The organism is Verrucosispora sp. WMMD573 (assembly GCF_027497175.1).
Taxonomy (GTDB): Bacteria; Actinomycetota; Actinomycetes; order Mycobacteriales; family Micromonosporaceae; genus Micromonospora.
The window spans coordinates 4,424,839-4,443,079 of the sequence record NZ_CP114901.1; the positions used below are offsets into that span (position 1 = coordinate 4,424,839).

Here is an 18,241-nt window from a genome sequence, read left to right on the forward strand (position 1 = left end):
TGCTAACGGTAACCGTTTCCATGAGGCGCATAGTAGCGGGTCGTCGCGTCCTCCGACGCCGAACCCACCTGACTCACCGGCATCGGTGTGTCCCGCCCGCCATCGCCGACCGGTACGAGATCAAGCACGTCGGTGGCCAGCCGGTGGATGTTGGCCAGCCCGACTTCGAGCCCCCCGCCGGCCTCCACCAGGAACAGCAGGTGGCGTACGCCGGGCAACGCCGCCGCCCGCGCGACCGCCTGCCGGCAGCGCAGCGGCGCGCCCACCGGATGGATGTCGATCAGATGCTTCACGTAGCCGGCCGGATCTCGCCGTCCGGCCGGCGTGCCGTCCAGGCGGACGTACTCCCGGGTGCCGGCCAGCAGCGGGGGAAGGCCGCTGGTGACCAGCCCGGCCGCCGCCGCATCGCTCTCCGCCACTTGGGCGAGATGGGCGCTGGCATGATCGACACCGACGGGATCGTGGCCGTGCGCCTGGGTCACCCGCGTGTAGCGGTCGAGCAGCTCCGCCTTCTCGGTGAGATCGGCGTGCAGGCCGAGCAGCAGCGGCAGGCCGTGCCGGGCGGCGAGATCGACCGTGCCGGTCGAGGTCGCCGCGACCCAGACGGGCAGTGGGCCGCGCGGCCGGGGCACCACCGCGACCGGACGGAACGGGAAAATATCGTTGCCGGCCACGGTCGGTGCCCCGGACAGCCACCGGGCCAGCAGTTCCAGGGAGTCCTGGAAGCCGTGGGTGAAGCGGTCGGTTCCGGTGCCGAAGACCTCCAGGTCCACCCAGGGTCCGCCCCGACCGACACCGAGCCGGAACCGTCCACCGGACAGCTCGTGCAGCAGCGCTGCCTCCTCGCCGAGCGCCACCGGGTGCCGGTTGGACAGGATGCACGCGGCGGTGCCCACCTCGATGCGGCGGGTGGCACCGAGCAGGTGCGCGGCGAAGGTGATCGCCGACGGGCACACGCCGTAGGAGATGAAGTGGTGCTCGGCTATCCACACACCGGCGAAGCCGGCGGCCTCGGCCGCGTGGCCGTAGCGGTGGGCGGTCGCCAGCGCCTCGGCGTGCGATTCGCCGGGGCGCTGCCCGGCGAGCAGGAACAGGTGCGCGCGTACGCCCCGACCGGCCCGCCGGGCCTCACCCGGATCAGCAGTCACGCAGCTCGGGAGACTGGTTCAGCAGCTGGCCCCGCACCGAGATGAATCGGCGGTAGAGGTCGGAGTCGACGGCGGACGGTCGGAACGCCGCGATCCGGTGGCAGTTCTGGAAGGCGAGCTTGACGCCGAAGTGGCGCTCCAGACTGGACCGGATGGCGTCGCTGGCCAACGCGCGCAACAGTTGGCCCCGCTCCGCCTCGCTGGGCGGGGGCACCTGGTTGTCGGCGAACTCGGCGTCGGAGGACGCCAGCTCCGACGCCACCCGACTGACGGTCTGCCAGGCGTACGGCAGTGACTCGCGGACGCAGGCCACGAATGCCTCGTCATCAACGGGGCCGGACTCGGCGGCCCGCAGCAGGCTCGGCGGCACGGTGAGAGACATGCTCCTCCTCGGCTAACGATCACGGTTGTCATTACCGCTACGTTGGGAGCACATCACGTCACTGTCGGCAGTGTCAATGGCCGTCGGTTCGGCGTCGGTCAGCCGAGGGCGCGCAGCCGCGCGGAGAGGGTGTCCTGGAAGAAGTCGAGGAAGCCGTCGGGGTCGGGGCCGGCGTTCTGTAGCACGACGTGGTCGAAGCCCGCCTCGACGTACGTCCGGACCGCCTGGACGTGCACGTCGGGGTCGGGGCCGACGGCGAACTGCTGCCGGATGTCGTCCTCGGTGACGGTGCGCGACGCCGCGTCGAAGTTCACCGGGTTCGGCAGTTCGCTCATCACCTTCCAGCCGGTGACCGACCAGCGGCTGGTCTCCCAGGCCGCCCGCACGGCCTGCTGCTCGTCGGGAGCCCAGGCGAGCGGAACCTCGGCGTAGCGGGGGCCCTGCCCGCCGAGTCGCTGGTAGGTCTGCACGAGATCAGCCTCGGGCTCGGTGGCGAACAGCCCGTCGCCGAGTTCCGCGGCGATGGTCGCGGACGCCTCGCCGCTGGCGGCGACGGCGATGACGGGCAGTTGTTCGGGCAGGTCGAACACGCGGGCGTCGTCCAACTGGAGATGCCTGCCCTCGTACGACCGGTAGCCGCCGGACCAGAGCAGCCGGATGATCTCCAGCGCCTCGCGGAGCCGTTCGTGTCGCCCCCGCGCGCCGGGGAAGCCCTGGCCGACCACGTGCTCGTTCAGGCGCTCGCCCGCACCGACGCCGAGGGTGAACCGGTTGTCGGAGACCAGGGCGAGGGTGGCGGCGGCCTGGGCGATGATCGCCGGGTGGTAGCGCACGCTCGGGCAGGTGACCCCGGTCGCCAGTTCGATCCGGTCGGTCCGGGCGGCGATCGCTCCGAGCACGGTCCAGGTGAACGACGAGTGGCCCTGGCTGTCCAACCAGGGGTGAAAGTGGTCGCTTATCTCGACGAAGTCGAACCCGACCTGCTCGGCGCGCACCGCCTGCCGGATGATCTCGTTCGGCCCGAAGCCCTCGCTGGACAGCTTGTATCCGATCCGCATCAGATCTCCCGATCATGAACCCTGCCGGTCCCTGCCACCTTTGCACTAGTTCGCCCGCTTGGAGGGCTAATCCTGGGACATCGCGGCGGGCAGTGACGGGGCGACCACGCCGGTTGATAGCGCCAGCCGGCTCGGCCGTGCACGAAGTGGCTGGCCATGTGCTCGATCCAGCTCCACTGCGGGTTGACCGCGTCGGCCGCCGCGATGGCGGTCACGGGCAGGAGCAGCGCGACGAGCGCGACGTCGGCGGCGAGCCGTTCGCCCCGCCGTCGGCCTGGCTCGCTTGTGGTGTTCTGCGGGTCGGGAACGGGCATCGGTACCTCCTCGTCGGTTGACCGAAGCTACGGCGAGGAGCGTGGTGGGCGCGTCGTCTCGACGTGGTCTCCGCTGCCCACCCCAGATGGAGTAGGCCGTACACCGATCGCCGTAGGTTTCGCGCCACCGTGTGCCGGACAAAAACGTAACTCATCGGTTACGCTTTGGCGGTGGACGACGTGGCCGCCGCGATCGCGGACCCGGTGCGGCGGCGCATCCTCGAACTGCTGCGCGAGCGCCGGCTGCCGGCCGGGCGGATCGCCGAGGAGTTCGAGATCAGCCGGCCGGCGATCAGCCGACACCTGCGCGTGCTGCGCGACTGCGGCCTGGTCCGCGACACAGTCGTCGGCCGCCAGCGGGTCTACGAACTGGATCCGACCCGGCTCGCCGAGCTGGTGCGGTGGCTGACCCCGTTCACCCGGACCGACCTTTGGGAACGTCGCTTCGACGCCCTGGAGACCGAGGTCTACCGTGCCCGCCGCGACCGCCGCACCGGCGACTCGCCATCCGCCCCACAGGAGCGCACCGCATGACCCGAATCCCGACCGGCCGACTCTTCGGCGCCGAGAACGGCGTCGATCTGGTTCTGACCCGCACGTTCCGCGCGCCCATCGACGACGTGTGGGCCAGCCTCACCGAGCCGGAACGCACGGCGCGATGGTTCGGCCCGTGGGAGGGCGACGCCGCGCCCGGCCGCACCATCCGGGTGCAGATGGCCCTGGAGGAGGATGCGCCCTGGTCCGATCTGCGGATCGACGCGTGTGAGCCGCCCCGGCGGCTGGCCGTGTCCATGCGCGACGAGTACGGCCACTGGGTGCTGGAGCTGCTGCTGACCGCCTACGGCGAGCGGACCGAGCTGCGCTTCGTCCATCACCTCGACAACGCCGACGGCATCGGCGAGGTGGGACCGGGCTGGGAGTACTACCTCGACTGTCTGGTGGCTGCCCGCGACGACACGGCGTTGCCGTCGTTCGACGACTACCACCCGCCGATGAAGGCGTACTACGAGCAGCTGCGGCCAGAGTGATCGAAGATACCCACATCCGCGCCATTCGCTCCGTTTTGCTCGGTCCACCCCGGGTACCGCCCTGGTCATCTGGCTCTCGCGTCCCAGGGAGGTACCTGTCGAGATGAACGCCCGCAACCCCGCCGAGGCGGTAAGGAATGTCGTGGAGGCCGCGGCGGAGAAGGTGACCGACGCCCTCACCCCGCAGGTGCCTGGAGCGCCGGGCAGCGCTCCGCCGCCGCGTGACGAGCCGACGACGCCGCACGAGCCGCTGCCGCCCAAGCCCGAGCAGGGCGCCCCGCAGACCCGTACGCCGACCGGCGCCGAGACCGGCGCGCCGGCCACCGCCAACGGTCAGCAGGGTGCCTTCCTCACCACCGCGCAGGGCGCGCGGCTGCGGGATACCGATCACTCCCTCAAGGCCGGCCCGCGCGGGCCGGTCCTGCTCCAGGACCACCACCTGCGGGAGAAGATCACCCACTTCGACCACGAGCGGATCCCCGAGCGGGTGGTGCACGCCCGTGGCGCGGGTGCGCACGGCGAGTTCACCGCGTACGGCACCGCCGAGGCCGTCACCCGGGCGGGCTTCCTGGCCAAGGGGCGGACCACCGAGGTCTTCGTCCGCTTCTCCACCGTGCTCGGCTCCCGGGGCTCGGCCGACACCGTCCGCGACACCCGGGGCTTCGCCACGAAGTTCTACACCGACGAGGGCACCTTCGACCTGGTCGGCAACAACATGCCGGTCTTCTTCATCCAGGACGCCATCAAATTTCCCGACATCATCCACGCCGGCAAGCCGCACCCCGACCGCGAGATCCCGCAGGCCCAGAGCGCGCACGACACCTTCTGGGACTTCGTCTCGCTGCACACCGAGGCGCAGCACCACACCATGTGGAACATGTCCGACCGGGGCATCCCCCGCTCCTACCGGACGATGGAGGGCTTCGGCGTACACACCTTCCGACTGGTCAACGCCGCGGGTGAGACGGTGCTGGCCAAGTTCCACTGGAAGCCGAAGCTGGGCGTGCACTCCCTGGTCTGGGAGGAGGCCCAGCTGCTCGGCGGCATCGACCCGGACTTCCACCGGCGTGACCTCTACGACGCCATCGAGGCCGGTGCGTTTCCCGAGTGGGAACTCGGCCTCCAGATCTTCCCGGACACGCCCGAGGAGACCTTCGCCGGCATCGACCTGCTCGATCCGACGAAGATCGTGCCGGAGGAACTCGCAGCGGTGCAGCCGGTCGGCAAGCTCACGCTGAACCGCACCCCGACGAACTTTTTCGCCGAGACCGAGCAGGTCGCCTTCCACGTGGGGCACCTGCCGCCGGGCATCGACGTCACCAACGACCCGCTGCTCCAGGGCCGGCTCTTCTCGTACGTCGACACGCAGCTGACCCGCCTGGGCGGGCCGAACTTCGCCCAGATCCCGATCAACCGGCCGCACGCCCCGGTCAACGACATGCTGCGCGACGGCTTCCACCAGCAGGCCGTGCACGCGGGCGTGGCACCGTACCGGCCGAACTCCCTGGACGGTGGCAACCCGTTCCCGGCCGGCGACGACGACAACGCGTTCGTCGACGTGCCGGTGCAGGTCGCGCCGGCCCCCAAGGTACGCGCCAACCCGGCTTCGTTCGACGACCACTTCAGCCAGGTACGCCTGTTCTGGCTGAGCATGTCCCCGGTCGAGCGGGAGCACATCATCCGGGCGTACACCTTCGAGCTGGGCAAGTGCTACCACCAGGCGATCAAGGAACGGCAGCTCCAGTGCCTGGCCAACGTCGACCCGGTGCTCTGCGCACAGGTCGCCGCTGGCCTCGGCCTGCCCGCACCGGAGCCGACCGTACCGTTGGCCGACGTCGAGCCCAGCCCCGCGCTGTCCCAGGTGGGGCGGCAGTGGCCGGCCGACGGGCGGATGGTGGGCATCGTCGTCGACCCCGAGGCCGACCTCGACAGCGTCCGGGCGGTCCGCGCGGCGGTCTTCGCCGCCGACATGGTGCCGCTGCTGATCGCGCCGCACGGCGGCACGATCGGCGACCTGCCCGCCCAGCGGAGCTTCGCCACCGGCCGCTCGGTCGAACTCGACGCGCTCCTGCTCGCCACCGCGCCCGCACCGGCGCCGGACGCGTTGCCGGCCCGCGACGCCAAGGCGGGCGCGGCCGGCTCGGCCACCGTCGACCCCCGGGTGCTGCTGATGGTGGAGGAGTGCTGGCGGCACGCCAAGGCCATCGGCGCCTGGGGAACCGGCGTCAGGGTGCTGGAACAGGCCGGCGTCACCGGCACGCCCGGCGTGGTCACCGCCGACTCCGCAAGTGAGGTTCTGACCGCCGTCCAGCAGCTGATGGCCAACCACCGCGTCTGGGAAAGATTCCCCGCCACCGTCGCCTGACCTCCTCCACATCAGAAGATCTTGGTCCGTGAGCGCCCCCAGGAGGGCGCTCACGGACCAAGATTCACATGCATTCGCTCGTGTCAGCGGACCACACGCGGCTCGAGGCCGGTCAGGTCGGGCAGCGATCGTTCCGCGATCATCGTGCCGGTCGCGTCGTAACCGACGAGCGTCGGTGGATCAATGGTCCTGTTGGCCACGTACCAGAAGACAAACAAGCCTTCCGTAAGTATCGCCGGCCGGACGGTCCCATCGGAGAGCGGTAGTTCCGCCCGCGCCGCGTTCCCGGCGTTGGCCCACATGGTGTGCCGGTCGTTCTCGTCGGTCGAGGCGCTGGTGCTGGCGAACGGCTCCGAGTCTTCGGGCCGGGCACACTGGCCACCGGCGAGCGTGGAGTTCACCGGCGCCGGAAGGTCCAGGTCGCCTGGCGGCTCGAACAAGGGGGCGATGCAGGTGGTGCCGTCCGGGGCGGTGGCGGACCAGACCGACAGCACCAGGCCGTCGGGGCCTGGCATCTGGGCCACCCGCCGGGCCTGTTGAGCGTTCACCGTGTCTTTCGTTTCTGTGGACCAGAACGACAGCGGGCCGGTGAACGACTCCGGTAGCAGCCCACCGGCGGCGGCGACACCCGCATTGGAGGCCACGAAACCGACGGTCAGCGCGGCGGTGAGCAGCATCCGTCCCGCTCGGTGGGAGTCAGCGCGGCAAGCCGGGTCAGCACCTCCGCGCGTGCGGTGGCGAGCACGTCGGCGGCGGTCGCTGGCTCGGCGACGTGCCGGAAGCGCTCCAGTTCGACGGCCACCCGGGACTGTCGGCGCGCCGAGCGGCGCAGGTTTGCGATGGTGTTGCGGGCTACCACCAGCAGCCAGGGCAGGGGGTCGTCCGGCACCCTCGCCAGTCGTCGCCAGGCCAGTAGGAACGTCTCCGACACCGCCTCCTGGGCGGTGTCCGGATCCACGTGTCGCAGGGCGTACGCCATCACCCGGGGTGCGTACTCGGTCCACAGGGTGACGAGACGCTGCTCCTGCTGCTTGGCTGAATCGTCGCGTTCCACACCAGGTAATGTCCGAGCGGGCCAAGAACTTGCCGCGACACTCAAGCGGTCCCGGTTCTGTTGAGCAAACGAGATCCTCCGGTGACCATCAGTGGGCCGTGACTAGCACCGTCTCCGGCTCCGGCACGGCCAGCCGGCCGGGGCGGACCACCACGACGAGCACGACCAATGCCGCGACCATCCCACCGGCGATCACCAGGGCCATCGCCACCGCCCCGGTGCCGAGCACACCCACCAGCGGAGCGGCCACCGCCCCGATGCCGAACTGCACCGCGCCGAGCAGCGCGGAGGCGGTGCCGGCCGCCTCGCCGTGTCGGGTCAGGGCCAGCGCGGGAGCGTTCGGCAGCGCCAGGCCGGCCGCCGCGAGCACCACCCAGAGCGACGCGAGCAGGGCCGGCAGGCCGCCGATCCCGGTCGCGGCGAGGCCGAGCAGCAGCACGCTGGCGGCGGAGCCCACGATCAGGGCGGTCACCAGGATCCGCTGCGGGGACCAATGACGCAGCAGCCGTACGTTGCCCTGGGTGGCCGCGATCAATCCCACCGCCCCGGCCCCGAAGGCCAGCCCGAACTGCTGCTCGTCGAGCCCGTACCGTTCCTGCAGGACGAACGACGAGCCACCGACGTAGGCGAACAGCGCCGCCATGGCCAGCCCGGCCACCAGCACCAGTCCGACGAACGCGCGGTCACGCAGCAGCGAGCCGTAGAGCCGGACGGTGGGCAGCACACCGCCGCGTTGGCGGCGCAGCGGTGGCAGCGTCTCGGGCAGGCCCAGCATCGCGATGAGCAGCAGCAGTACGCCGAAGACCGCGAGGGCGGCGAACACGCCGCGCCACTGCGTCCACCGCAGCAGTTCACTGCCGAGGGTCGGCGCGAGGATCGGCGCGGCGCCCATCACGAGCAACAGGCGGGACAGCAGCTGGGCGAAGGCCGCACCGCTGAACAGGTCGCGGACCACGGCCATGGCGATCACGGCGGCCGCCGCCGCGCCCAGGCCCTGGACCACCCGCAGCGCGCCGAGCACGGTGATGTTCGGGGCGAGGGCGCAGCTCACGGACGCGACGATGTGCAGCGCGGTGCCGGCGATCAGCGGTGTCCGCCGACCGACTGCGTCGGACAGCGGACCGATCAGCAGTTGTCCGAGGGCGAGGCCGATCAGCGTGCCGGTGAGCGTCAGCTGGACCGCCGCCGAGGTGGTGCCGAAGTCGTCGACGATCGAGGGCAACGCCGGAAGGTACATGTCGATGGTCAGTGGGCCCACCGCGATCAGCGAGCCGAGGACGAGGATGAGACGGAGGCGCTGGCGGCGGCTCATCAGGTCGCCCGGCATCAGCGCGGCCGGCGGCGCGGCGTCGTCGACGGCGCTCACCGGAAGGTCTCCCGCCGGGCCGGAGCCGGGGCGGATCGTGGTGCGATGGTCATACCTGGCTCCAACCCGCAGCCGCCGACCTGATTCCCCACAACACCGGTAACACACCTCACACCACCCCACCCACCCCACCCACCCCCCCAGCACGCCCCTCCCGACGACGACACCGGCCGAGGGGGACAACATCGGGGAAACTGCTGCCTCAGCCCGGCCTGGCGATTTAACTCGTGGGTCGGGGTGGTGCAGGTGGCGTCTGGTTCGTTCGGCGTGTTGGCGTGACGTGGAGCGGCCACCGCCTGATTATCGGGATCGACCAAGATCTTCGATGTGAGGCGGTGGCCGTGGCCGTCATTGTGGGTCATGCGGGCATGGGTGGGGAAGCGACGCGCGGTGACCATGACCGGTTGGTGGAGTTCCGTCAGGGTTGGTATCAGTGCCTGACGCGGTGGGCGGACACGTTGTTCGAGGTCACGGATGCGGTGTTGACCACGCCGGGTCCGGTGGCATCGCTGCCGTATCTGACGTTGGAGCCGGCGCTGCGCCGGGGGTGGGGCAGTGTGTACGCGTCCTTGTCGAAGGGGCGGGTGGATGTCACCGCGGTGCGTGACCTGCTGATCGGCGTTCTGCCGGGGTGGTGGCCGGTGTTCGCGGTGGACGTGACGGCGTGGCCGCGCCCGGAGGCGGGGTGTTCGCCGCGGCGGGGGATGTGTCGAGTGCCTGATCCGGGTGGCGATCGGCGGGGGCGGATGGTGCCGGGTTGGGCCTACCAGTGGGTCTGTCAGGTGTCCGCGACGCCGGATTCCTGGACCGCGCCGGTCGATGTCGTGCGGGTGGACCCTGAGGACAACGCCACCGAGGTGGCCTGCAACCAGATGAGCGGCCTGGTGCGGGGCTTGGCCCGTCACCGGCCGGGTGTGGTGCCGGTGTTCTGCCTGGACGCCGGTTACTGCCCGATCACCGCGACAGCTCGGGTGGCGTCCGACCCCCACGCTCCCGCCCGGATCATCGGTCGGATCCGCCGGGACCGGGTCTTCTACGCCGACCCGCCCGCCAAGACCCCCGGCAGCCCCGGCCGACCCAAACAGCATGGCGATCGATTCGCCTGCGCTGACCCCACGACCTGGCCGGAGCCCACCCACGAGGTGCACACCGTCGATGACACCTACGGCCCGATCCACGTCCAAGCGTGGACCGGCCTGCACCCCAAGCCGGGTCCCCGACGGCGGTGGGCGGCGAAGAACACCAAGGGCCTGGCCGCCCCGATCATCCGCGGCACCGTCGTTCGGGTCAGCCTGACCCGAACGGTCGAGGCCGGCACCCACAAACCCTGTGGCTGTGGACCGCCGGCCCCGACCCGATCAACCTTGACCTGATCTGGCGGGCCTACCTACGCCGGTTCGCCATCGAACACACCAACCGGTTCATCAAACAGCACCTCGCCTGGACCACCCCAGCGGTGCGTCACCCCAGCCAAGCAGACCTGTGGACCTGGATCGTCGCGGCGGCACACACCCAACTCCGCCTCGCTCGAACCCTGATCGCCGACCAACGCCTGCCCTGGGAACGACCCCTGACCACCACCACCCTGACCCCGTTCCGGGTCCGACGAGGTTTCCGCAGCCTGCACCCACACCTACCCACACCAGCCAAGCCACCGAAACCCTCCCGACCAGGACCAGGACGACCAAGAGGCAGCCGCAACCAGCAACCAACCCCACGCCACAAAACGATCATCAAGCGACGCAAACGCACGAAGCGTTAAATCGCCAGCCCGGCCTGAGGCAGCAGTTTCCCCGATGTTGCGCGGATCTTGAGCGGACCCAGGTTCTCCGGAACGGGGCGGTCGCCGGCCCCAACGTCGATGGTGGGGCCGGCGACCTGTGGTTTCCTCGATGTGGGAGGGGTGGCTCAGGCGGCGTCGGCGGCGGTGCCGGCGGTCACCTCCCGCCGGGTGGCCGGGTAGCGGATGCTCTCCACCATCTCGACGATGTCGTCCGGCGGTGGCGAAGTCATCTTCGACACCACGATGGTGACGACGAAATTGACGATCGCGCCGATGGCGCCGATTCCCTCCGGGCTGATGTCGAAGATGTGCGGGTTGGCCGCGGTGCCGAACACCGGCAGCGTGTAGATCATGTAGCTGGCGGTGAAGATCAGGCCGGTCACCATGCCGGCCGCCGCGCCGGTGGCATTACATCGTTTCCAGAAGATGCCGAGCACGATGGCCGGGAAGAAGGTCGACGCCGCCAGGCCGAAGGCGAAGGCGACCACCTGCGCCACGAACGCCGGCGGGTTGATGCCGGCGTAGATGGCGACCAGCACCGCGAGGCCCATGGCGATCCGACCGGCGAGCAGTCGCTGCTTGTCGGTGGAGTCCCGCTTGACCCGGCGGAAGTACAGGTCGTGCGAGAACGACGACGAGATCACCAGCAGCAGGCCGGCCGCCGTGGACATCGCGGCGGCCATGCCGCCGGCCGCCACCAGACCCACGATCGGCGCCGGCAGGCCGGCGATCTCGGGACTGGCGAGGACCAAGATGTCGTTGTTGACGATCAGGTCGGCGCCGGAGGTCGGGCTGTTGCTGACCGTGTTGATGGTCGTCGCGCCGTCGCTGACCGTGACCAGCCCGGTCGCCGCCCAGTTCTCGATCCAGCTGGGCAGCGCGTTGGCCGAGACACCGTTGACGTCCTGGAGCAGGTTCAGCTTGGTGAAGGCGCCCACCGCCGGGGCGGTGGTGTAGAGCAGGGCGATGAAGAACAGCGCCCAGAACGCCGAGTAGCGGGCACCGCGTACGGTCTTCGTCGTGTAGAAACGGACGATGACGTGCGGCAGACCGGCCGTACCGATCATCAGCGCCATCGTCACCAGGAACACGTCGATCTGTGGCCGGGCCGCGAACGCCTCGGTGTACTGGTTCAACCCCATCTCGACGCTGATCGCGTCGAGTTCGGCGAGGATCTGCCCGAACGACACCTGCGGGATCGGGATTCCGGTCATCTGCTGCGCCACCGCGAAGGCGGGAATCAGGTAGGCGACGATCAGCACCGTGTACTGCGCCACCTGGGTCCAGGTGATGCCCTTCATTCCGCCGAGCACCGCGTACAGACCGATGATCACCGCGGCGAGGATGACGCCCTGGGTCACGTCCAGCTTCAGGAACCGGCTGAAGACGATGCCGCCACCGCGCATCTGCCCGACCACGTAGGTGAAGGAGATGATGATCGCGGCCACCGCGGCGATGGTGCGCACGGTTTCCGAGTACCGGTCACCGACGAACTCGGGCACCGTGAACTTGCCCCACTTGCGCAGGTAGGGGGCGATCAGCAGGGCCAGCAGCACGTAGCCGCCGGTCCAGCCCATCAGGTAGATGGTGCCGTCGGAGCCGAGGAACGCGATCAGGCCGGCCATCGAGATGAACGACGCGGCCGACATCCAGTCGGCGGCCACGGCCGCACCGTTGGCGATGGTGGGGATGCCCTGGCCGGCGACGTAGAAGCCGGCGGTCTCCTTCACCCGGCTACGCCAGGCGATGTAGAGGTAGACGGCGAACGAGCCGACGATGAAGATGAGGGTCCAGATCTGGATCTGACTCATTTGTCAGCCCCCTCGGTCTCCTGCTCGTCAACACCGAACTGGTTGTCGAGGCGATCCATCATCTTCGCGTACACGAAAATGAGAATCACGAAGACGTAGATCGATCCCTGCTGGGCGAACCAGAACCCGAGCGGGAATCCGGCGATGACGATGTTGTTGAGCGGTTCGACGAGCAGGATTCCGAAGCCGAACGAGACGACGAACCAAATGGCCAGGAGAATCACCATGAGCCGCAGATTGCGGCTCCAGTATTCTTTGCGCCAGCTGTTGTCCGGCGGGGAAGCCGGTGGTGGTGCCGCCGGTGGCGGTTCACCGCCACGGGTCTCCTTGTCGGGGGTTACCTCGGTCATGTCTGGAGCCTCCTAGTCGGTATGGAACCGGTAGATCCGGCGAGGGGCCTGCGACACGGCGCCCGGTTGGTGGTGACGCGGTGCTGGTGCCGTGGCCCGACCCGCCCAGCCGCGTCGCCGTACTGCTCGACGTGGCTGTGCGGTCGGTCACACCTTTGGTCTGGGAAGCGAACGTGATGCAGCCTGGCCAGGCAAGAGTTGATCCGTCAGGTGCGGCCTCGGGTCGCTGAGCGGTCCGTTGGACCCCGCGAACGGTCGAGTGGGCCGGACCGGAGCGCCGGATCATCCAGTTTCGCGGTTTTTGCGCCCCCGGCCTGTCCGCCCACCGACCCCGCCCGACCGCTCACCGATCGGCCCGTTCGATCAACGGTGCGGAGCGCCTAGCATCCGGACATGGCCGACACCGCATCCACCGCCGCCCCGGTTCGCCGGCGCGTCTTCCACGCCGGCAGTCTCGGCATGATCGTCGGCGGCGTGCTCGCGCTGGTCGGCTCGCTGCTGCCCTGGGTCATCACGCCGTTCGGCTCGCTCTCCGGCGCAGCCGGTCCCGGTCTCTGGACGCTGAGCATGGCGTTCCTGGCCGTTGCCGGTGCGCTGCTGCCGTACCGCAAGGTGGCCATCGCACACAGCCTGATCCCCGGGCTGGTCGTCGCCGCGATCGTCGGATGGCAGGTGGCCCGCCTGATCAGCCTCAGTGCCAGCACCGGTGCCTGGGGGCAACTGATGCCCGGCATCGGCCTGGTCATGGCCGCCGGTGGCGCGGTGGTCCTGATCCGCACCGGCATGCGCCTGGTCAAACTGAGCTGACGGGCCGGCCGCGCCGAGCCGACCGCGCTGCCCCGCCGGTCACGCCGCGCCGAGCCGTCGGCGCTGCCCCCGCCGGTCACGCCGCGCCGAGCCGTCGGCGCTGCCCCCGCCGGTCACGCCGCGCCGAGCCGTCGGCGCTGCCCTGCCCGTCACGCCGCGCCGGAGGCGAGAGATCCGGCCGGGCCGTGAAACCTTCCGCCGCCCGTACGCGTCATCCCGCTGAATCGACCGAGGATCGCCCGCCACCCGGCGGCTGGCCCCGGTGCCGAACAGCTCGGGAGGAATCGTGTCGCTGGGTAGGTGGCTCGCCGCTGCGGGCCTGGTGGTGCTGACCGGCACCGCCGTCGCGGTTTACACCATGGGTCCGGCCTCCGGCGACAGGCCGGCGCGCGCGGGGGCGACGCCCGTGGACGCACCGGCGGGGGTGACAGCGGGACGGACGCCACTGCCCGGTGACGCCACGGCGGGCGCGGCGGTGGCAGCAACACCACCGTCCACGGCGGCGGCGGACCCGCTGCTGTCCGGCAAGCGTCGGATCACCATGGTCCGGGTCGGTGCCTTCGAGTCGGGGCTGGCGCTGCTCGACGGCGGTCGGTTGGCCGAGGTGGACGACGACCGGGGCCGACAGGTGTTCGTGCCGACGCCGGTCGGTTCGGGACAGTTCCTCGTCAAGGCGTACCACAGCGGCGGCGCCGGGCAGCCGGTCTGCTGGCAGGTACGCAACCCGGGCGACACCCAGCCGCTGTACGTGCGGGGCGCCGCCTGCCGGGCCGACGACCCGGCCCAGCGCTTCGAGATCACCGCCGTGGCCGACGGTGGCCCCCGCGAGTACCTGATCAGCAACCGGTGGGCCTACCTGCGGAACTCCGCACGATTCGGCCTGATCATGGAGGAGTTGGGGGATGCCCCGCCGGCGAGTAGCTTCCGGTTCACCGACACCGGGCCGGCACCCCGAAGGTAGGACGCGGTGCCGCCCCGGTCCCGGCCCGGGGCGTCCGTCCGCCGTGGGCCGGGACCACGACCAGCAGCGACAGTACGGGTGGGAACGTGAGTGAAACGCGACGCTGAGGAGTTCGACGCCTTCTACTCGGCCTCGGCGCAGCGGGTGCTGGGCCACCTGGCGGCGATGACCGGCAGCCGGGCCGAGGCCGAGGACGCGGTGGCGGAGGCGTACGCCAGAGCCTGGGACCGCTGGGCGTCGGTACGGGAGTGCGACAGCCCGGAGGCGTGGGTGCGCCGGGTCGCGTACCGGATCGCGGTGAGCGCCTGGCGCAAGACGGTGAACCGGCTTCGTGCCCACCGTCGGGAGATGGCCGGCCAGCAGGTCGAGCCGACCTCGGTCGACCACGTGGCGGTGGTGTCGGCGCTGCGCCGCATCTCCGCCGAGCAGCGGCGGGTGGTGGTCCTGCACCACCTGGTCGGGCTGAGCGTGACCGAGATCGCGGCGGAGATCGGCAGCAACGTGAACACCGTCAAGACGCGGCTCGCCCGGGGACGCCGGGCCCTCGCCGCCCACCTGAGCGACGACGCATACGAGACCACCGGCGGGGGGAGGCAGTGATGGGTGGTGAGCACCAGCTCGACGAGGCCCTGCGAGCGTTGGCCGGGCACGGCCGGCAGGCGAAGGTACCGGCCGCCGTCGACATCCGTCGCCGGGGTGACAGTCGTCGTCGGCGCCGACGGGCCGGTACCACGGCGCTGGGCGCCGTACTCGTCGGTCTGCTCGGGGCCGGCGTGGTCCTGGCCCGGCCCGCCGGTGGCCCGGACCCACTGCCGATCGGGCCGGCCGGCCCGACGGCGGCATCGGCCAGTCCCGACCCGACCGGCACGTCCGGCCCGACGGGGGCGTCGGGCAGTCCCGACCCGGCCGGCAACTCCGGTCCGCCGAGCAACGATCCGCTGCTGTCGGGGCGGCGGCAGGTGACGATCGTCCGGGCAGCCGAGCAGAGCGGCGGGCTCTCCCTGCTCGCCGACGGTCGCCTCGCCGAGGTCGACGGCGACGAGGGCCGCCAGCTGTTCGTGGTCACACCCCAGGGATCCGACACCTATCTGGTCAGGGCCGCCGAGCGGGGCGACGAACCGGCCGACACCTGCTGGGAGGTCCGGTCGTCGGGCAGCCAGCCGCTGCGGGTGGTGGCGGCCACCTGCTCGCCGGAGGAGCCGAGGCAGCAGTTCACCATCGTCCGGGACGGGCAACGCGGCGGCGAGCCGACGTACGCAATAAGCAGCCACTCGGCCTACCTGCAGAACTCGCCGACCCGGGGCCTGATCCTGGAGGAGTTGGGCGACGCACCACTGACGACGAGGTTCCGGCTGGTCGACAACGGGGCCGCGCCGGGATGACCGGCCGGTGCCCGAGCGGGCAGCCCGGGTGCCGATCGGGCGATCGGTGCCAGCAAATGGGCAGCGTACTTGCGGCGGTTTGCCACCTGTGACCGTTATGGGCTGCCCGTTCGGCGGTGGCAGCCGGTCACCAAATCCACTGGATTGAACGGCAGGTGACCGGGGTCACCTGCCGTTCATCGGTGTTACAAAAAAGCACCCGAGCCGAACGGAGGTGTGCAGGTGGACCCGACCCAGCGCCGGCAGCACATCCTCACCTTGGCTCGCCGTCAGGGCGACGTCGACGTGCGTAAGCTCGCCGCCGACCTGGGCGTGGCGCCGGAAACCGTTCGACGCGACCTGAGCCTGCTGGCCCAGCAGGGGCTGGTGCGCCGCACCCACGGCGGGGCGTACCCGGTGGAGACGGCCCGCTTCGAGACGACCCTGGAGACCCGGGCCACCCGGATGGTCGTGGAGAAGCGACGGATTGCCGCCGCGGCGGTGGAACACCTCGGCGACGCCGAATCGGTGTTCATCGACGAGGGCTACACCCCGCAACTGATCGCCGAGGCGCTGCCCACCCACCGCCCACTGACGGTGGTGACCGCCTCCCTGCACACCGCGGCGGCGCTGGCCGCGTACCCGAGCCTCACCGTGCTGTTGCTCGGCGGCCGGGTCCGTGGTCGGACGCTGGCCACCGTCGACCACTGGGCCACCCGGATGCTTGCCGGATTCGTCATCGACCTGGCCTACGTCGGGGCCAACGGCATCTCCCGCGAGCACGGGCTGACCACGCCCGACCCGGCGGTGGCCGCCGTCAAGGCCCAGGTGATGTCGGTGTCCCGACGGGTGGTGTTCGCCGGGGTGCACACCAAGTTCGGTGGGCACAGCTTTTGCCGCTTCGCCGACGTCGCGGACGTCGACACCATCGTCACGGACACGGCACTGCCGGCGTCCGAGGCGCACCGCTACTCACTGCTCGGCCCGGTGGTGCTGCGCGTCTGAGCGCCGCCGTCCGACCCACCTTTCCCTCACCACCACACCACCACGGAGGTTCGCTGTGCCTGAAACACGAACTCCTCGTCGACGGCGTGGGCCTGCCGCGCTCGCCGCCGTCCTCGCCGTCACGTTGGGCTCCACCGCCTGTTCCGGAGCCGGCGGAGGTTCCTCCAGCGACGGCACCGCCATCACCGTGCTGATGGTCGGCAACCCGCTGATGGAGGACCTAGCCAAGATCACCGCCGACAACTTCACCAAGGACACCGGCATCGAGGTGCGGTTCACCATCCTGCCGGAGAACGAGCTGCGCGACCGGGTCACCCAGGACGTCGCGACCCAGGGCGGCCAGTACGACGTGGCGACGATCGGGGCGTACGAGGCGCCGATCTGGGCGCAGAACGACTGGTTGCACGAGCTCAACTCGTACGCGGACGCCGACACCGCGTACGACAAGGGTGACCTGTTGGAGCCGATGGTCGCCTCGCTCTCCGGCACCGACGGCAAGCTCTACGCCGCCCCGTTCTACGGCGAGTCGTCGTTCCTGATGTACAACAAGGAACTCTTCGCCGCCGAGGGTCTGACCATGCCGGAGCGACCGACCTGGCAGCAGGTGGCCGAACTCGCCGAGCAACTCGACGACGACGCCTCTGGCGTCTCCGGCATCTGCCTGCGCGGACTGCCCGGCTGGGGTGAGCTGTTCGCCCCGCTGACCACCGTGGTGAACACCTTCGGCGGCACCTGGTTCGAACAGGACTGGACGCCGAAGGTCAACGCACCCGAGTTCACCGAGGCAACCCAGTTCTACGTCGACCTGCTGCGGGAGCACGGCCAGCCCGGCGCGCCGCAGTCCGGCTTCACCGAGTGCCTCAACACCTTCGGCCAGGGCAAGGCGGCCATGTGGTACGACGCCACCTCCGCCGCCGGCACCCTGGAGGACCCCAACGCCAGCACCGTCGCCGGCAAGGTCGGCTACGCGTACGCGCCGGTGAACCAGACCGAGTCCTCCGGCTGGCTGTGGGCCTGGGCCCTGGCCATGCCGAAGACCACCAAGAACGCCGACGCGGCCTGGAAGTTCATCTCCTGGGCCACCGGCAAGGAGTACGAGAAGCTGGTCGGCTCGTCACTCGGCTGGTCCCGGGTGCCGGCGGGCAAGCGTCAGTCCACCTACGAGATCGCCGAGTACCGGCAGTCCGCCGAGGCGTTCGCCGACATCACGCTCAAGTCCATCCAGGAGGCCGACCCGGTCAGCCCCGGGGTGCAGCCGAGGCCCGCCCTCGGTGTGCAGTTCGTCGGCATCCCCGAGTTCGCCGACCTGGGTACGAAGGTGTCGCAGGAGGTGTCGGCCGCGATCGCCGGCCAGACCACCGTCGAACAGGCGCTCGCCGACGGCCAGCGGTTGGCCGAGGAAGCCGCCAGCAACCACCGGTAGCCGCCCGCCGGGGTCGGTCGACGAC

General features: G+C 70.5%; 19 protein-coding genes. 10 read left to right on the forward strand and 9 right to left on the reverse strand.

What is annotated here, in order from left to right; all coding sequences use genetic code 11:
- Window positions 1-2 precede the first annotated feature (2 nt).
- From O7601_RS20110 to O7601_RS20125, 4 genes are all read right to left on the reverse strand, one after another.
- Window positions 3-1,148, reverse strand: coding sequence for an LLM class flavin-dependent oxidoreductase (locus O7601_RS20110; RefSeq protein ID WP_281562639.1), 1,146 nt, complete (start codon window positions 1,146-1,148; stop codon window positions 3-5).
- Window positions 1,138-1,530 (reverse strand): SCO5389 family protein, encoded by a 393-nt coding sequence (locus O7601_RS20115; protein WP_281562640.1) that lies wholly within the window; start codon window positions 1,528-1,530, stop codon window positions 1,138-1,140. The genes O7601_RS20110 and O7601_RS20115 overlap by 11 nt, the downstream gene beginning before the upstream one ends.
- Before the next feature lie 98 nt (window positions 1,531-1,628).
- Complete coding sequence (locus tag O7601_RS20120) at window positions 1,629-2,588, reverse strand: TIGR03557 family F420-dependent LLM class oxidoreductase (RefSeq protein ID WP_281562641.1); 960 nt, start codon at window positions 2,586-2,588, stop codon at window positions 1,629-1,631.
- Window positions 2,588-2,902 carry a hypothetical protein gene (locus tag O7601_RS20125; protein WP_281562642.1) on the reverse strand — a complete coding sequence of 105 codons (315 nt, stop codon included), beginning with the start codon at window positions 2,900-2,902 and terminating at the stop codon, window positions 2,588-2,590. The genes O7601_RS20120 and O7601_RS20125 overlap by 1 nt, the downstream gene beginning before the upstream one ends.
- Before the next feature lie 171 nt (window positions 2,903-3,073).
- Here O7601_RS20125 and O7601_RS20130 point away from each other — a divergent pair, with 171 nt between their 5' ends.
- From O7601_RS20130 to O7601_RS20140, 3 genes are all read left to right on the forward strand, one after another.
- Window positions 3,074-3,436: a metalloregulator ArsR/SmtB family transcription factor gene (locus O7601_RS20130; RefSeq protein WP_281562643.1), complete on the forward strand. Its 363-nt coding sequence runs from the start codon at window positions 3,074-3,076 to the stop codon at window positions 3,434-3,436.
- The gene (locus O7601_RS20135; protein WP_281562644.1) at window positions 3,433-3,930 is read left to right on the forward strand and encodes an SRPBCC family protein; all 498 of its coding nucleotides are present in this window, start codon (window positions 3,433-3,435) and stop codon (window positions 3,928-3,930) included. Before O7601_RS20130 ends, O7601_RS20135 begins: the two co-directional genes overlap by 4 nt.
- Window positions 3,931-4,033: 103 nt before the next feature.
- Window positions 4,034-6,295 (forward strand): catalase, encoded by a 2,262-nt coding sequence (locus tag O7601_RS20140; RefSeq protein ID WP_281562645.1) that lies wholly within the window; start codon window positions 4,034-4,036, stop codon window positions 6,293-6,295.
- A gap of 83 nt (window positions 6,296-6,378) precedes the next feature.
- Here O7601_RS20140 and O7601_RS20145 read toward each other — a convergent pair whose 3' ends face one another.
- From O7601_RS20145 to O7601_RS20155, 3 genes are all read right to left on the reverse strand, one after another.
- The gene (locus tag O7601_RS20145) at window positions 6,379-6,972 is read right to left on the reverse strand and encodes a hypothetical protein (protein WP_281562646.1); all 594 of its coding nucleotides are present in this window, start codon (window positions 6,970-6,972) and stop codon (window positions 6,379-6,381) included.
- Window positions 6,951-7,349, reverse strand: a complete 399-nt coding sequence (locus O7601_RS20150; RefSeq protein ID WP_281562647.1) for a sigma factor — start codon at window positions 7,347-7,349, stop codon at window positions 6,951-6,953. The genes O7601_RS20145 and O7601_RS20150 overlap by 22 nt, the downstream gene beginning before the upstream one ends.
- An 88-nt stretch (window positions 7,350-7,437) precedes the next feature.
- The gene (locus O7601_RS20155) at window positions 7,438-8,715 is read right to left on the reverse strand and encodes a multidrug effflux MFS transporter (RefSeq protein ID WP_281562648.1); all 1,278 of its coding nucleotides are present in this window, start codon (window positions 8,713-8,715) and stop codon (window positions 7,438-7,440) included.
- 341 nt (window positions 8,716-9,056) lie between these two features.
- Here O7601_RS20155 and O7601_RS20160 point away from each other — a divergent pair, with 341 nt between their 5' ends.
- Window positions 9,057-10,088 (forward strand): transposase, encoded by a 1,032-nt coding sequence (locus tag O7601_RS20160; RefSeq protein ID WP_281562649.1) that lies wholly within the window; start codon window positions 9,057-9,059, stop codon window positions 10,086-10,088.
- 535 nt (window positions 10,089-10,623) lie between these two features.
- Here O7601_RS20160 and O7601_RS20165 read toward each other — a convergent pair.
- Window positions 10,624-12,309 (reverse strand): sodium:solute symporter family protein, encoded by a 1,686-nt coding sequence (locus tag O7601_RS20165; protein ID WP_281562650.1) that lies wholly within the window; start codon window positions 12,307-12,309, stop codon window positions 10,624-10,626.
- Entirely contained in the window at window positions 12,306-12,659 is a 354-nt protein-coding gene (locus O7601_RS20170) for a DUF4212 domain-containing protein (RefSeq protein WP_210936938.1), read from the reverse strand. The genes O7601_RS20165 and O7601_RS20170 overlap by 4 nt, the downstream gene beginning before the upstream one ends.
- 393 nt (window positions 12,660-13,052) lie before the next feature.
- Here O7601_RS20170 and O7601_RS20175 point away from each other — a divergent pair, with 393 nt between their 5' ends.
- From O7601_RS20175 to O7601_RS20200, 6 genes are all read left to right on the forward strand, one after another.
- Window positions 13,053-13,466 carry a hypothetical protein gene (locus tag O7601_RS20175; RefSeq protein ID WP_281562651.1) on the forward strand — a complete coding sequence of 138 codons (414 nt, stop codon included), beginning with the start codon at window positions 13,053-13,055 and terminating at the stop codon, window positions 13,464-13,466.
- Window positions 13,467-13,752: 286 nt separating this feature from the next.
- Window positions 13,753-14,427 (forward strand): hypothetical protein, encoded by a 675-nt coding sequence (locus O7601_RS20180; RefSeq protein WP_281562652.1) that lies wholly within the window; start codon window positions 13,753-13,755, stop codon window positions 14,425-14,427.
- Window positions 14,428-14,517: 90 nt separating this feature from the next.
- A complete protein-coding gene (locus O7601_RS20185; protein ID WP_281562653.1) occupies window positions 14,518-15,027 on the forward strand; it encodes a sigma-70 family RNA polymerase sigma factor in 510 nt (169 codons plus the stop codon).
- Window positions 15,027-15,809: a hypothetical protein gene (locus O7601_RS20190; RefSeq protein WP_281562654.1), complete on the forward strand. Its 783-nt coding sequence runs from the start codon at window positions 15,027-15,029 to the stop codon at window positions 15,807-15,809. The genes O7601_RS20185 and O7601_RS20190 overlap by 1 nt, the downstream gene beginning before the upstream one ends.
- A gap of 222 nt (window positions 15,810-16,031) precedes the next feature.
- Window positions 16,032-16,793, forward strand: coding sequence for a DeoR/GlpR family DNA-binding transcription regulator (locus O7601_RS20195; RefSeq protein WP_093402455.1), 762 nt, complete (start codon window positions 16,032-16,034; stop codon window positions 16,791-16,793).
- A gap of 55 nt (window positions 16,794-16,848) precedes the next feature.
- A complete protein-coding gene (locus O7601_RS20200) occupies window positions 16,849-18,216 on the forward strand; it encodes a sugar ABC transporter substrate-binding protein (RefSeq protein ID WP_281562655.1) in 1,368 nt (455 codons plus the stop codon).
- Window positions 18,217-18,241: the final 25 nt, after the last annotated feature.